The sequence below is a fragment of the Flavimaribacter sediminis genome, from assembly GCF_019492055.1.
Taxonomy (GTDB): Bacteria; Pseudomonadota; Alphaproteobacteria; order Rhizobiales; family Rhizobiaceae; genus Flavimaribacter; species Flavimaribacter sediminis.
Genome location: NZ_JAICBX010000002.1, coordinates 1,390,352 through 1,405,061, shown reverse-complemented (window position 1 = coordinate 1,405,061; position 14,710 = coordinate 1,390,352). Strand labels below are relative to the sequence as shown.

Genomic DNA, 14,710 nt, shown 5'->3' with positions numbered 1-14,710 from the left:
TGAACGAACGTGCATTTCTTTCGACCGAGGGCGCAAAATCTGAAACGCGTCGTTGATGACTGCGCAGGCGCCTTTACTATGATCCGAAGCAAACAGTCCCTTTCTGGAGGCCAAGTGCAGCAGATTTGGCGAACGGAAGAACAGGCGACGAGCGACCAGTTCGGATACTGGCGTGAGGTCGTTTGCGATGCTTTCGTGCACCTCAATCCGCAACGGTGCGATGCGATGGGGACGAACAAGCCTTTCTTCGGGGAAGTCGAAGCGACCCGCTATGGCGCGGTCGGCGTCGCCCACGTCCGGGCGCAAGCCCAACACGTCGTACGCGGAACGCGGGAAATCGGCCGTTCGTCCCGGTCCTGCTATTATCTCAATCTGCAGGTGAGGGGCGTGGGTCTGACGCGCCAGTCAGGCCGGGATTCCGTGCTGGCGCCCGGTGACTTCACCATCGTCGACGCCTCTCGGCCCTACGAACTCGGGTTCGGAGGCGACTTCCACCAATTGTCGCTGGAGATCCCGACCGCGCTCGCCAATGAAACTCTCAAGGATGCAGAAAACTTGTTGCCTGGACTTTTCGTCTCGGGCGCTGGAGGTCTGGGGGCCGTGCTTTCCCGTTACGTCTTCAGTCTGGCTGAGGAGTTAAGAGCCTGTAGCATCGAAGAAGAGAACGCCCTGATGAGGGGTTTCCTGGGCCTTCTCGCCCAGGCGCCCGCTACCCGCCGCGCTATCGTTGTCACTGACCGTCGCATCAGACAACGGGCGTTGTTGTTCGCCATAAAGTCCTCCGTCGGCGCGAGGCTGGGAGATCACGACCTCAAGCCCGGAATCCTTGCCAGGCGGTTCGGCATATCGGTCCGCACTCTCCACAACCTCTTCGCCGAGGATGGAGTGAGTTTCGGCAACTGGCTTTTGGCTGAACGACTGAAAAAATCCCGCGAGGCCCTCGTTTCGCCGGACCATTGCGGCAGGTCCATCGCCGAGATCGCCTATGCCTGGGGTTTCAGCGACCAAAGTCACTTCGGCCGCGCGTTCCGGAAAAAATACGGACTGGCTCCCCGCGAATACCGCCGAAGTCTGCTCTGTCGCTGACCGTAATTTTTGGTCACGATGGGACGCGTCATTGCTGTCTATCAAGCGGCCGGGATTTCGAATTGGTCAGCGATTGAAGGACGAGGATTATAGACAAACCTCGCCTGTCGCTTTCGCATCATGTGGACCATTTCGATGCCGTCGATGGTGATGCGATCGGGGCGGCCATGGCGTGCAAACGCCTTTCGAAGGAAACGCTTTGCAGCCGACAGGTCACGACGTTCGCTGAAGAAGAACTCGACCGTATCGCCTACACTGTCGATGGCGCGGCAAAGATACATCCATTGGCCGCGCACCTTGATGCAAGTCTCGTCGAGATCCCACTTGCCAGTAACGACGCGTTTGCGTTGGTGGAAACAATCCAGCAACTGCGGCGAAAAGTGTACGACCCAGCGGTGCACAGTCGTATGATCAACGCTCAGACCGCGTTCGGCCATCATCTCTTCGAGATCACGCAGGCTGAGATTGTAGGCGAGGCGCCAGCGTACACACAGCAAGATGACCGACTGGTCGAAATGGCGGCCTTTGAACAGGGAAAGCTCCCGAAAACATCGAGAGAGCATTATCGGTCGCCGGTTAGCGAAGAGTTTGCGACAGATCCGTAAGCACTAACTGCAATCCTATTGCGTAGATGTCGGTTGCCTTTGTTGGAAGGGCGCCTCAGTCGATCCGTCCCTCCTGACGCGTTCTTTTTTGGCTTGGGACCGAGAAGGGCTGCGAAATCGTTGAGGGTCCGAGAAGGCTGGTCTGAGATATCCTGAATGCCCGCCACTAGATGTGAGTGTGCAACAGGCTGCCCATTCGGACCTGAGCAATGAGACCGGAGTTACTACACTTCAAGTTTGCTTGGAGGACCCGAATGGACATGTGCAAGAATGCACAGAGTCTTTCCATTCCACCAAATGCAAGACGGTGCGTGGAGCGACTTTTGTCGTTGCGCTCGATCCGTTTTGTAGAGCGCGATTGCAGGTTCGCTCTAGGCCGCAAGCGCTGCGCAAGCGAGCGCCGAGAGTTCGCGCGCCCGGGGATGGTCGCATCCGCCCGGCGGGAAGACGATGGAATTGGTCAGATACGCAAAGCTCAGGCCGCTTTCGGGGTCGGCCCATGCAATCTGTCCGCCCATGCCCTGATGGCCAAACGCGCGCGCTGATACCTGCTGGCCGAAGAATACACGCTCGCCATAGCGCTCTTTTGCGTCTCCCGCCAGAAGGAAGCTCAGCGTCCGCAAGATCGGCCGGCCGAAATTGTCCGGCTTTTGCAGACGAATGACTTCACGGGCGTTCACAAGCACACCGGCGTCCCACAGGCCCGAACGATTGTGCAGGAACTCCTGATAGAGCAGGGCCAGGCCTGCGCTCGTGCCGACGGCGCCGGCGCCCGGCATGCCGATCGCCAGCCCCTCGACGGTTCCGAAACCGCCGGGCATTGGCGGGCGCAGCGCCGGATCCGGCGCATATCCCTGCATGTAGTTGCTCGCCAGCAGCGAATCTGCTTGCGCGTCGACGGGTTCGCCGAGGCTCAGGGTGTGTACGTCTCCCATGCCGAGCGGTTCAAGCACTTCGCGACGCAGGAATTTACGATAGTCGACGCCGGATACCCGCTCGATCACCTCCGCCAATACCCAACTCGCCGTGGCGGGATGGTATTCATAGGCGATTCCGGGTTCGCGGGCCGGCGTCCAGTCTGCGAATTTCTGGAGGCGATAGGCGCGGTCTCCCCAGTCCGGGAAGTCAATGGGCTGCCATGCAAGCCCGGCAGTGTGGGTTTGCAGCATTTCCAGCGTGATGCCTTGCTTTCCGTTCGTTGCAAACTCCGGCACATGGTCGCCGACGTAATCCTCGGGACGGATAAGTCCACGCTGCATGAGAATCCACAGAGCTGAATCGAGGATCGTCTTGGTGGGGGACATGATTTGCATCGGGGTGTCGACCCGCGCGGCGCCGAAGCCCTCGGCGTGTAGGATCTCGCCGCTGTAGGCGACCGCAAGGGAGCAGCCCTCCACGCCGCCCCATTCGAGTCCGACTTCGATGTCGCGTTGAGCGCGATCGCAAAGAGCTTTCAGCGCGGATTGTGAAACGGATTTGCCGCTCATTTTTCCGTCTCCGCAGGGGTGTTGAGGACTTCGCGCGCGAAGGAGAAGAAGGTGTCGAGTATCCGCCGCGACACGTCGAGGTGCGGATAACGCATGGCGTCGTGCCTGGCGCCTTCAAAGACATGCAACTCGTACCGGACCCCGGTTTTGGTGAGCGTCTGGGCGAAGTCCAACGTATTGGGGCAGGCGAAATCGCCGGCACCCGTCGTCAAAAGGCAGGGGGGCAACATGTGTCGCTCGAGGCCAACATTCGGACTGACGCGGGGGTCGGCCAGCAATTTCTCGACCTGCGCGCCAAGATAAGCGTTCTGAAGCCAGCTCTTCGGTTCGGCGGCGCGATCGTAATGGCCATCGAATCCGGCCACGGCCCGGAAAGCATGGTGGCCCGTATATTCGCGCAACGCCCGCACGACTGCAAAGGCCAGCCCTGCGCCGGATGAATTCCCGGTGATGAGCATGCGGCCGGGATCACCCCGGTACTCGCCAATGCCCTGCGCCAACCATTCGGCGGCGGCGATCATGTCGTCAAAGGCGGCTGGGAAGGGATGCTCCGGCGCCAGCCGGTAATCGGGCATCACGGTGACAAAACCGGCATGCGCGAAATCCAAGGTCGTGCGCCGGAACGAGGCGGGATCGCCGCCGATGAACGCATTGCCGTGTACGTGCAGGATAACGGGGAAGGGGCCTTTGCCGTGCGGGATGGCGATGTCGGCAGTGATTTCAGGCGTGATCTGAACGCCCTCGTGCAGGGCATGGACCGACGGCGACTCCGGCGAGTGCTTGAATTCATCCAGGCTTTCGATCATGGCGCGGTAGCGCTGCGCGTTCTCCGCCATCGTTGTGTCGTGGAACAGGTTGGCTTGCAGGGCCGCCATTTTTGGTCCAACCGCCGCGTAAAAGGCCAAATCATTGTCGCTCAACATGTCTTCCTCCCTTGCGCGCGCCATCAGAGCGCAGAAATAGCGCTTTGATGAGGCGCTACCAAAAAATGCTTGACCGGTAAAGCAATTGTTGGAATCTATGACGGGAAGCGGGAGCTTGCGAAGAAGCAAGATTATGGGAGGAGGCGCTATGAACCGTCAGCAGTATGACGCCGACATCGTTGTTGTGGGCGCCGGGCCGTCAGGCTTGGTATGCGCCTACGAAGCAGTGCTGGCCGGCGCCCGGGTCGTAAATCTTGAAAAGAGAAGCGGCCCCACCTGGTCGCGCGCAGGAACGCTTTATCCCAGGGTTCTGGAAATCTTCCGTTCGCGTGGCGTGGCGCAGCGACTGCTCGACCGGGCGTTCGAGATTCAAGGTGACCCGATATCAAGGTTCGGTGTCTGGGGCGGGATGCAGCCGCTGAACTATACGGCGCTCGACACGCCGTACCCCTATGTCGTGATGATGCCGCAGATCGAGACCGAGAAGGTGCTTGGCGAATGCCTTGCCGAGATCGGCGGCGATGTCAGGCTGCAACATGAGGTAACCGGCCTGACGCAGGACGCCGATGGCGTGACGGTGGACTTTATCGATGGCGATGGCGTGTCGGGAAGTCTGCGCGCACGCTATGTGGTGGGCGCGGATGGCCGGCAGAGTTCTGTCCGAAATATCCTGGGCGTGGCGTTTCCAGGTCACGAAGCACAGCGTATTGCCGTGAATGTCGATGCGAATATCGAGCTGCCTTTCGATCATCCTACGAATTCGTTTTTCAACGACATAGGTTGGGGCATGGCGTATCCGCTGCGCAAGGGCCTGACGCGTTTCGTGGTTATCGATAAAAAAACCATGGATGACGGACGACCCACGCCGCCCGACGCAGATGCCGCGCTGGAGATGTTGCGGCGGGTGCACGGAACCGATTACGGCATCACCTCCATCCACCAGATCACGCAGTTCGGCGACGCGACGTATTGCGCCGAGCGCCTGCGAGTGGGCTGGGCCTTTCTGGTCGGCGAATCCGTGCGCGTACACTACCCGGCTTCGGGCATCGGCATGCAATTCTGCATTCAGGACGCGTTCAATCTCGGCTGGAAGCTTGGGAAAGTTGCAACCGGGCAAAGCCCGGCTGCGCTTCTGGACAGTTTCGAGGAAGAACGCCTGCCGGAAATCCATCGCATGCTGGATATGATTCGTCAGCAAACCGCGCTGCAATTCCGCTTCGATGAAGAGGCGAATGCGCTCAAGACCTATTTCCGCGACAAACTGTTGCCGCTTCCCGATGTCAATCGCATGCTGTGCGAGGATTTGAGCGGGTTGAGTGCGCGCTATGCTTCGAGTGGCGTAGAATCCGCAGTCAGCGGACTGCGCATGCCCCCGATCCCGGTGGCGGGCGAGTACGAAACGGCCCTCGATCTCTCCACTCAAGGACAATTCGTGCTGCTCGACCTTACCGGCGCTGACGTTTCGCGCATGACATCGCCACACCCGCAAATTGCCTTGGCCGGGACGATCGGGCCCGCAGATCATCCTGCGCTTGCGGGACTCGGTTGCGTATTCCTGCGGCCTGACGGACATGTCGCATGGACCTCTTCCGAAGGACTGGGTTCGTTTGACGTCGAAATGCTCGACGGGTGGCTGTTGCCCGAAGACGCTTCCCGAACCGCAGTGGCTCGCAGGAGTTAGGTATGGCGATCAATGCGTTGGGATATATCGGCATCCGGTCAGACTGCCTGACAGACTGGACCGAGTTCGCCAGCAAGATTCTTGGCATGCAATCCATTGAGCGCAGTCGCTCGGCGCGGGCTTTTCGGATGGATAATCGCGAACAGCGCTTGCTGGTCACCGATGAACCTGGAGAGACATTGGCCTTTATCGGCTGGGAGGTCGACAGCCCCGAAGACATTGAAATGTACGCTGCCCGGCTCGATGCAGCGGGCGTGGCGGTGGACTGGGGTTCGCCCGGGCTTGCCGACAAGCGATTCGTCAGCAAGCTTGTCGGTTTCGACGATCCCGATGGCAACAGGGTCGAACTTTTCCACGGGCCGATGCTGGCCGACGATCCGTTTGCGCCCGGTCGACCGATCCAGGGGTTCAAGACCGGTCCGTATGGCATGGGTCACGCGGTGATGCACGTTACCGATCCTGACCGCATGCTCGGCTTTTATCGGGACTTGCTTGATTTCCGCGTTTCCGACTACGGGCTCACCCCGTATCCGCTCTATTTCTTCCATGTCAACGGACGTCATCACAGCTTTGCGCTTGTGGGATCGGGGCAGACGGGCTTTCATCACTTCATGGTGGAGTTCGACAACCTCGATGACGTCGGGCAAGGCTATGATCTTGCGCAGATGGATCCCGAGTGCATCGCCTATACGTTGGGACGCCATACCAATGACTACATGACGTCCTACTACGCGCACACGCCGTCCGGATTTTTCATCGAGAGCGGATGGGGCGGACGGATCATCGATCCGGACACGTGGAACCCGCACGAAACCACTTGCGGACCCAGCTTCTGGGGTCATGAGCGGCTCTACCTGCCAGACGATGCGCGCGAGCGCATGCGGGATATGCGCCTGGAGGCCGCGCAAAATGGATTGCGCGCGCCGCCGGTCATCGATTGCCCATGGCTGTACGGGGCTTTGTCGAGCAAATCAAAAGCGGCAAAAAGCTAGCATTCTGAAGGAGACGTTATGAAACTGGGGTCATTGAAGGCAGGCGGACGGGACGGCGCTTTGGTGATCGTGTCACGCGATCTGGACCGCTTTGTCGAAGCGAAAGGCATTGCTGCGACCATGCAGCAGGCGCTCGACAACTGGACGGATATCGCGCCGCGCCTGGAAGCATTGGCTAAGCAACTCGACGGCCGTGAAGTTGCTGGCGAGCCATTCGATGCCACCCTGTTCTCGTCTCCCCTTCCACGCGCCTATCAGTGGGCGGACGGCAGCGCCTATCTCAGCCACATGCGCCTTGTTCGCAAGGCCCGCGGGGCCGAGTTGCCTGCAAACGCCGCGAAGGATCCGTTGCTGTACCAGGGCGGTTCTGACGCCTTTCTGGCGCCCACGGATGGCATCAGCCTGGGCGATCCGGACTGGGGCCTCGATTTCGAGGCCGAAATCGCTGTCGTCACTGACGATGTTCCTGCGGGGGTGACTGCGGACCAAGCAAGGGGGCACATCAAGCTGATTATGCTGTGCAACGACATTTCGCTGCGCAATGTCATGAAACCGGAACTGCAAAAGGGGTTTGGCTTCTTTCAGTCCAAGCCGGCTTCAGCCTTTTCTCCGGTCTGCGTGACGCCCAATGAACTCGGATCCGCATGGGATGGCGGGAAGGTGTCCCTGCCACTCGTCTCCACCTTCAACGGGGAAGAGTTCGGGCGCCCCGACGCCGGAACCGATTTAAGCTTCGACTTCTCCCAGTTGATCGCTCACGCCGCCATGACCCGGTCTCTCGCCGCCGGGACAATCGTCGGTTCGGGAACGGTGTCCAATGAGGACTACCGGTCAGTCGGCTCCTCATGTCTTCAGGAGCGCCGCATGATCGAGTTGCTTGACGAGGGCGAGATCAAGACCGCATTCATGCAGGCTGGAGACGCCATTCGTATCGAAATGTTTGATGCGCGCGGAACGTCGATATTCGGCGCGATAGAACAGCGCGTCGTAGCTTCCCGGAAATGATCACTTGACCGAACTCCAGTCTCCTTTGGATCATCAGCGCACATCGCCGCCATCGTCGGGGGTCTCCGGTATTTCGATCTGCGGCGTCACGAAGAACTTCGGCTCCCTGTCCGTCCTTGAGGATGTTTCTCTGGAAATCGAGCCTGGCAGTTTCGTCGCGCTTTTGGGACCGAGCGGGTGTGGAAAGACGACATTGCTGCGCATTGTCGCCGGGCTCGAACACCCCAGCGACGGCGTGATCCGTATCGGGAACGAAACGGTTGTCGATACCGCCAAACGCATCGATGTGCCCAGCAACAAGCGCAGGCTGGGAATGGTGTTCCAGAGCTACGCACTATGGCCGCATATGACGGTCGAGCAGAATATCGCCTATCCCTTGCGAAAACAGGGTGTTCCGCGCAGCGAATGGCCGGCGCGCGTGGCGTCCGCGATTGCATCAGTCGGCTTGCCGGCATTGCTTGATCGCCGCCCGTCGCAGCTTTCGGGCGGCCAGCAGCAGCGCGTCGCCATCGCACGCGCCATCGCGGCCCGTCCCCGCGTTCTGCTCCTGGATGAGCCGCTATCCAATCTCGACGCAAGCCTCCGCGATCAACTCCGCAGGGAGTTGCGCATGATCCACGACCGCGAAGGCATCACAACCATCCTGGTCACGCATGATCAGGAGGAGGCCGCGATGCTGGCGGATTTGGTGGCAGTTGTGCGAGATGGCGGGATCGTCCAGGTCGGAAGCCCGTCCGATATTCTCGACCGGCCAGCAGATCAACAGGTTGCGAGCTTCGTCGGTTACGGAAACTTCCTGTCTGCGACGGTGCTTGAAAGCGCCAAAGGCCGGATCGAACTGGTGCTTTCCGACGGCCAGAAGCTGGCGCTGGACCATGCCGGCGAACATATGCCGGCAGGAAAAGCGGTCGTGATCGGAAGCCGCAGCCATGAGCTTGGCGTTTCGACGGGCGCCCCGGAATCAGGCGATATTTCCGGCGTCCGCGGCGTCCTGGAGGCGACCACCGCCCTTGGGCGGTGGCGAGAGCGGCGCGTGGCGATCGGCGATGATCGCTTGGTCATTCGCGAACTCGCAGAAGACGACGCAACAATGGAGCCAGGCCAGACGATCTGGGTGACGATGTCGACAACAGCTCCGGTTCTTCGCAGGTAAACGCGGGAGCTTCTGGCTTGGCAGGCCCGCCGGCCAGAGGACACATACGGGTCAATTAAAGGGAGAGACCAATGAATTTTCTCAGTAAAATCACGCTAACATTCGCGGTTGCGCTGGTGCCGCTTGCCACGGCGCATGCGCAGGACAGCCTGGAATCGCTGCATCAGCAGGCTGTGGACGCCGGGCAGACCGAGATCAATGTGTACTTGCCGGCAGTACGCGCGTTCCAGCCGCTGATAGACAAGTTCACAGAGGCCTATCCGGACATTACCGTCACCACCACGGAACTGTCGGGGCCGGCTCTGTTCGCCCGGCTCGAGGCCGAGAAGGCAACAGGCGCGATGAACGCCGACTTTATTATTTCCGGTGATCTGGACTTTCCGGTTCTCGCCGAGGACGGCTGGCTGCAGGCATTCGAACCCCTGGGGGTCGAGTCTCTGGGTGAAGCCTATGTCGGCGCCGACAATGGATGGATCGTGTGGGCGCTCGGGCCGGTGGGCGTTGTGGTCAACACGACCGTCGTCGACAAGGACGGGCCGCATAGCTGGAGCGATCTGAATTCCCCCGAATTTGCGGGCAAGATGGTCATCAACAACCCCGCGACGCCATCGACGTCAACGGTCTCGATGGCTACCCTTTTTGCCGAAGGCCGGATAGACGACGCCTGGGTTGACGGGTTTGCAGCGCAAAACCCTTCCACCGCCGCCAGCACATCCGCAATGATGCAATCTATGGCAACCGGACAATATCCGGTCGCTCCTTTCCTGCCCTATGCGCTCTATCGGGTATTGGCGGCGCAAGGCGCCCCGGTTGATTTCTGGTTTATGGAGGACGGCAATCCGGCCATGCCGCTTTCCGCAGGAATCGTTGCAGGCGCCCCGCACGCCGACGCGGGACGTTTGTTTTCGTCCTGGCTGATTTCCGATCAGGGGGTCGCTCTTCAGAACTCTCTTGGGCAGATCAGCACGGTTGACGGCGCCCCCAAGCAGGAAGGCCTGACAGAGGTTTTGGCTGTTACGGGTCAGGATCTTTCCGACGCACTGTCGGACTGGAAAAGTCGCGCGGCGCGCCTCGGCGCCAACTAGGCCGGGATTCCCAGCAGGGGGAACACATGTCGATGAGCGGCTTCGTAAAATGGCTGGCAATAGCGCTGATCGTCTATTTTCTGGTCTTCCCCCTGCTGATGCTTGGCCTGGCGGCATTGACGGGTTCTCCCTATACGGCGTCGGGACCATACTTGTTGGACGGATTTGGCAAGGTTCTTTCGGACCGCGCTTTTTACAATGCCTTTCTGACCTCCCTTGTGCTGTCGTCATTGACAGCACTTGGCAGCCTGGCTTTGGGGTCCTATTTCGCGGTGATCGCCACGCGCATGGATGTGCCTCTTCGCGGCTGGATCACTCCATCCATGGTGATCATAACTGCCACGCCCGGGCTGTTTTACGCCATGAGCTGGTCGATGCTCGCAAACGCCAACGCCGGCGTGCTGGCGAAAATACTGACATCGATAGGCCTTGGAAGCGTCGGGCAGGTGCTGAACGCGGTGAGCTGGCCCGGTCTTGTCGTCGTCTCGATCTTCAAGGTCACCGGTTTTGCCTATCTGTTTCTGATCGGTCCGATCTCCGCGTCGGACCGCAGCCAGGAAGACGCCGCAGTCGTTTTCGGCAGTTCCCGCTTTGTCGCATTCATGACCGTCACTCTGCCGTCTCTGGCTCCGGCCTATCTGGCGGTCGGTATACTGATGCTGGTGTTCGGCATGCAGACCTTCGATATTCCCGCCGTGCTGGGAGTGCCCGTCGGCATCCAGCCCTTGTCACTGCTGGTGAACGATTATCTGATCATCAACGTGCGTCCTGATTGGGCTGCAGCCTCGTCGACAGCCGTTCTGATGACGCTGTTTGTGGCTGTTCTCGTATGTTTGCAGATTTTTATGCTGCATGGAAAGGACTTCGCCAGCCTGGGGGGGAGGGCGCAAAATGGCCCGACGCGCCCGCCACGCAGTCTGGGCTGGCTCGTCTCGGCGTCGATCGGGCTTTACTGCCTGCTGGCGATTGCGGCGCCGATCGTCCAGTTCGTGATCGGGGCGTTCCAGCCATTTTTCGGTCTTTACGGCGCATGGACGCTCGGCAATTTTGTAACCGTACTGACGGATCGCGTCGGAGTAACGGCGCTGCGCACGACTTTGCTTATCGTGTTCATTGCGGCGCCAGTCACGGTGATATCCGGATTCCTGATGGCCTACGCGATGTCGCGCTATCAGCGCACATTGGTGAGTTCGGTCGCGCGCCTGGGTTCATGGGTTCCGGCGACCACGCCGGGTATCGTTCTGTCCGTCGCCCTTTTGGCCACCTTTATCCAGACGCCCGGTATTCGCAAGCTCTTTGGCAGTCCCGTTCTGATGGCGTTGGCGCTGGTCGTCGGCGGCATTCCAATCGCAGTGCGGGCTGCCGAATCGATGGTTGCACAGGTCTCTCCTGACCTTGAAAGCGCGGCGCGCGTTTCTGGCGCTGGCGCATTTTCCGCGACATTCGGAATCGTGGCGCGACTTTGCGCACCGGCGCTTCTGGGAGCCTGGTTGTTGATTTCATTATGGATGGCGGGAACGCTGGACGTGCCCATGCTTTTGCAGTCAAGCCGCAGCCAGACCATTGCGACCTATTCGTACAGCTTGTTCGCCAATGGCCAGACATCGGAAGCGGCTGCGATCTTCGTATTGTTCATCGGGTCGTTCGCCTTGTGTATATTGTTGCTGACGGCGCTCGCAGGCCTTGCGGCAAGGTTGCGCAACAGGGTGGCGGGAGCTTGATTGTTCTCCCACCTTGCATTGCCGGCGTCGATGCCTGATACCCTCCGATATTAGTCTGCGTAAACGGATTTCAAATGACCAATGCAAAGCGACCCGCGCGACGAAAGCGCGTCCATCGACTGGATACGCAACTTGCGCGAAAACTGTCTCGCAATGACGACGCCATTCTTACCTTCGTTTATCTGACATTTTCGTCCAATACAGTTATGAAATCGGCGGACGAACATTTGCGAAAACACAAGCTTTCTGTTGCGCGCTATACGATCCTGAGAGTCCTGGAAGATGGCGCTTCCCAGCCGCTCAACTATCTGAGCGAAAAGCACTTTTGCGAAGCAGGCAATATCACGAAGCTGGTCAGCCGCATGAGCGAGGACGGGCTGGTTGAAAGACGCACGGACGAAAGCGACCGGCGGGTCACGCTGGTGACCATCACTGAAAAGGGCAAGGCTTTGTGTCAGGCTGTTTCAGGCGAGCACCGGGAGTTTATCAAGAGCATGATGTCGGAGTTTACTTTGCAGGAGCTCAAGACGTTGTCCGGCTTGCTCGAAAGACTGTCTCACAAAGCAAGCCTTTATAAAAGCATGGATTGACTGACGACTTTATCAGGATCGGACTGGAATAGATCCAATTGCTGGCCAAAACCCGGGGAGCAAACTCACAGTTCGACTATCGAGTTTGTCAAAGTATCCAACACCGGCCTGATGTTCAGATGGGATATTTGGCTCGGGTCACATTTATCGATCAAGTGTTGGTGTGGACTTGCATCGGTTTGGTGGAGAGCTAGTGGCTTATGGTCTGCTCTGTCGCAAACCGCAATTTTTGGTCACGATGGGACGCGTCATTGCTGTCTATCAAGCGGCCGGGATTTCGAATTGATCAGCGATTGAAGGACGAGGATTATAGACAAACCTCGCCTATCGCTTTCGCATCATGTGGACCATTTCGATGCCGTCGAGTATGACCCGGGCGCTTGCCATCGACTTGAAGCCGAGCATAGAGCGGACCCGGCGCTTGATGCATCGATGAGCATGATTTACCCGATGTACGGCTTGCACGCCTTCTGACCCTATGGCTGGCACCGGCGTTAGCAGGATCGCTCAGTCACACCATTGGGCTCCAGCCAAAATGTTGGTGGCCACAGTGCGAGGCCGAATAACAGCCTCGCACCGTGGCCTGCCCGGTCAGGGGGCCATGAAATCGTCCGGCGGGGCGATGCCCCACAGATTGGCTGATTCCGGACCCTTGGGCCAAACTTTAGGCTTTTGCGGGTTCTCACGGTGCCAGGGCCGCGGCTCGAAATAACCGAGATCCTCATTGACCTGGTCGAGTTCGGCGAAGAGCTCGATCGTCAGCCCATTCGGCGCGGCATGGTAGGTGAACAGATTGTGGCCGATGCCGTGCCGGCCGGGGCCCCAGATCAACGGATAGCCCTTGCGGCTCAGAAAATCGCAGGACGATTCGATGTGCGCCCAGTCATGCAATTCGAAGGCCGAGTGGTGATGCTTTTCTACGCCGGTGCCGATGAAATTGATGGTGTGATGGTCGGGTCCGCAGCGCAGGAAGGCGAAGAAATCTCCCATCCAGTCTGAATCCTTGAAACCCATCACGTCGCAATAGAATTTCGCCGCTTCCTTGACGTCCTTCACGTGGAAGGCGACATGGCCGAGCTTGTGCGGAATGATCCCCTTTTCCGAGAATGGCACATTGGCCGGCTCGGGTGTCTTGAACACCTCCATCTGCGTCCCCTTGAAGTCCTTGAAGACCAGCATGTCGGAGATGGATGGCTCGGGATCACGCTTGCGCTCGGTCTCGATGCCGAAGCCCTTCACGTGTTTTTCGAAGGCATCGAGATCGTCATCCTTGCCGATCTGGAAGCCGAGTCTCGTGCACGCCGCTTCGCCGCCCTTGCGCAGAACGACGCAATGATGGTCGATCGAACTCGACAGGTAGACCGTATCCTGTTCGCGATCTGTGACCGTCAAGCCGATGATATCCGTATAATATTCGCTCAGCGCGTCGAGATCAGGCGTCTCATAGCTCGCATGCGAGATTTTGCTGATGGCACCCATTGATTTACTCCTTGGTCTTCATTCGGGTTTTTCGAAGTATTCAAGCAGCGCCGCGACATCGCGGTCGCCGATTATCGGGACGGCCTTCTCGTAGAGATCGATCATCTCGTCGATCAGGCGGGTGGAAACGCCCGCATCCACGGCCATCTGCCGTATCTCGCCGACGTAATAGGCAAGCGCCTTGGCCGATCCCAGCATCGGCGTGAACTTGCGTTCCACCATCATCGGCGCGCGAATGGCGAACTGGCCGGATGTTCCGCTGCCCTTCACCACGGCGGGGATCAACTTTTCGGGATCGATGCCGCCATGCGTGCCGATGGCGATCACCTGGGCCGCGCCGGCAATGTTGAGTGCGACCAGCAGATTGTTCAGAAGCTTGATTTTGGTGGCCGAACCGAAGGCGCCCAGGAACATGCAGTTCTGGGTGAAGGTCTCGACAATCGGTCGGATTTTCTCGGCGGAGGATTCATCGCCGGCCAGATAGATCGCCGCTGCCTTGTTCTCGACCATGACCGGCGTGCCACTGACTTCCCCGTCGAGAAACACCGCGCCCTTACTGGCGAATGCATCGGCATGACGCTGCTTGACGGGAACCGGATTGGAGCCAAGGCCGATAAGAATCTGCCCCTCGCGGGCAACGCCCATGAGACCATCAGATCCGTTGACGACTGCCTCCAGTGCATCGCTGTCGGGCAGACAGAGGAAGACGATATCGGCCGCCGAACCCACTTCTGCGGGCGATGCCGCCGCCTTGCCGCCAATCCCGGTAAACGCCTCGATACCGCTACGCTTGTAGCCCACGACTTCGTGGCCGGCCTCGATCAGATGCTTGCTGACCGGCATGCCGATCTTGCCAAGCCCGAGAAAACCGATTGTCGTCATGTCCTCCTCCCTTCGTGCTTT

Annotated in this window: 13 protein-coding genes and 2 pseudogenes; 8 read left to right on the top strand and 7 right to left on the bottom strand. The window is 59.3% G+C overall.

Annotation, left to right across the window (positions count from 1 at the left end):
• Positions 1-114 precede the first annotated feature (114 nt).
• The gene (locus K1W69_RS14825; protein WP_220229087.1) at positions 115-1,086 is read left to right on the top strand and encodes an AraC-like ligand-binding domain-containing protein; all 972 of its coding nucleotides are present in this window, start codon (positions 115-117) and stop codon (positions 1,084-1,086) included.
• Positions 1,087-1,127: 41 nt separating this feature from the next.
• Here K1W69_RS14825 and K1W69_RS14820 read toward each other — a convergent pair whose 3' ends face one another.
• The 4 genes and pseudogenes from K1W69_RS14820 to K1W69_RS14805 all read right to left on the bottom strand — a co-directional run bounded on the left by K1W69_RS14820 (position 1,128) and on the right by K1W69_RS14805 (position 4,101).
• Entirely contained in the window at positions 1,128-1,619 is a 492-nt protein-coding gene (locus K1W69_RS14820) for an IS6 family transposase (RefSeq protein ID WP_220229369.1), read from the bottom strand.
• 29 nt (positions 1,620-1,648) lie between these two features.
• Positions 1,649-1,867, bottom strand: a pseudogene (locus K1W69_RS27490) (transposase); the annotation flags it as partial.
• 195 nt (positions 1,868-2,062) lie between these two features.
• Positions 2,063-3,178: a serine hydrolase domain-containing protein gene (locus K1W69_RS14810; protein WP_220229085.1), complete on the bottom strand. Its 1,116-nt coding sequence runs from the start codon at positions 3,176-3,178 to the stop codon at positions 2,063-2,065.
• Positions 3,175-4,101, bottom strand: a complete 927-nt coding sequence (locus K1W69_RS14805; protein ID WP_220229084.1) for an alpha/beta hydrolase — start codon at positions 4,099-4,101, stop codon at positions 3,175-3,177. Before K1W69_RS14805 ends, K1W69_RS14810 begins: the two co-directional genes overlap by 4 nt.
• Before the next feature lie 148 nt (positions 4,102-4,249).
• On the opposite strand from K1W69_RS14805, the gene K1W69_RS14800 reads away from it, so the two are divergent.
• The 7 genes from K1W69_RS14800 to K1W69_RS14770 all read left to right on the top strand — a co-directional run bounded on the left by K1W69_RS14800 (position 4,250) and on the right by K1W69_RS14770 (position 12,328).
• The gene (locus K1W69_RS14800) at positions 4,250-5,782 is read left to right on the top strand and encodes an FAD-dependent monooxygenase (RefSeq protein WP_220229083.1); all 1,533 of its coding nucleotides are present in this window, start codon (positions 4,250-4,252) and stop codon (positions 5,780-5,782) included.
• 2 nt (positions 5,783-5,784) lie between these two features.
• On the top strand, positions 5,785-6,774 hold the full coding sequence (locus K1W69_RS14795) for a VOC family protein (RefSeq protein ID WP_220229082.1): 990 nt from the start codon (positions 5,785-5,787) through the stop codon (positions 6,772-6,774).
• An 18-nt stretch (positions 6,775-6,792) separates the two neighbouring features.
• Entirely contained in the window at positions 6,793-7,779 is a 987-nt protein-coding gene (locus tag K1W69_RS14790; RefSeq protein WP_220229081.1) for a fumarylacetoacetate hydrolase family protein, read from the top strand.
• Positions 7,780-7,783: 4 nt separating this feature from the next.
• A complete protein-coding gene (locus K1W69_RS14785; protein WP_220229080.1) occupies positions 7,784-8,932 on the top strand; it encodes an ABC transporter ATP-binding protein in 1,149 nt (382 codons plus the stop codon).
• 71 nt (positions 8,933-9,003) lie between these two features.
• Complete coding sequence (locus K1W69_RS14780) at positions 9,004-10,017, top strand: ABC transporter substrate-binding protein (protein ID WP_220229079.1); 1,014 nt, start codon at positions 9,004-9,006, stop codon at positions 10,015-10,017.
• Between the two features lie 32 nt (positions 10,018-10,049).
• The gene (locus K1W69_RS14775; RefSeq protein WP_220229078.1) at positions 10,050-11,738 is read left to right on the top strand and encodes an ABC transporter permease; all 1,689 of its coding nucleotides are present in this window, start codon (positions 10,050-10,052) and stop codon (positions 11,736-11,738) included.
• A gap of 74 nt (positions 11,739-11,812) precedes the next feature.
• A complete protein-coding gene (locus K1W69_RS14770) occupies positions 11,813-12,328 on the top strand; it encodes a MarR family winged helix-turn-helix transcriptional regulator (RefSeq protein ID WP_220229077.1) in 516 nt (171 codons plus the stop codon).
• A 261-nt stretch (positions 12,329-12,589) separates the two neighbouring features.
• Here the strand turns inward: K1W69_RS14770 and K1W69_RS14765 are convergent.
• The 3 genes and pseudogenes from K1W69_RS14765 to K1W69_RS14755 all read right to left on the bottom strand — a co-directional run.
• Positions 12,590-12,763: pseudogene (locus tag K1W69_RS14765) on the bottom strand (IS6 family transposase); the annotation flags it as partial.
• 156 nt (positions 12,764-12,919) lie between these two features.
• The gene (locus K1W69_RS14760; protein WP_220229076.1) at positions 12,920-13,807 is read right to left on the bottom strand and encodes a VOC family protein; all 888 of its coding nucleotides are present in this window, start codon (positions 13,805-13,807) and stop codon (positions 12,920-12,922) included.
• An 18-nt stretch (positions 13,808-13,825) separates the two neighbouring features.
• Positions 13,826-14,689: an NAD(P)-dependent oxidoreductase gene (locus tag K1W69_RS14755; RefSeq protein ID WP_220229075.1), complete on the bottom strand. Its 864-nt coding sequence runs from the start codon at positions 14,687-14,689 to the stop codon at positions 13,826-13,828.
• Between the last annotated feature and the right edge of the window lie 21 nt (positions 14,690-14,710).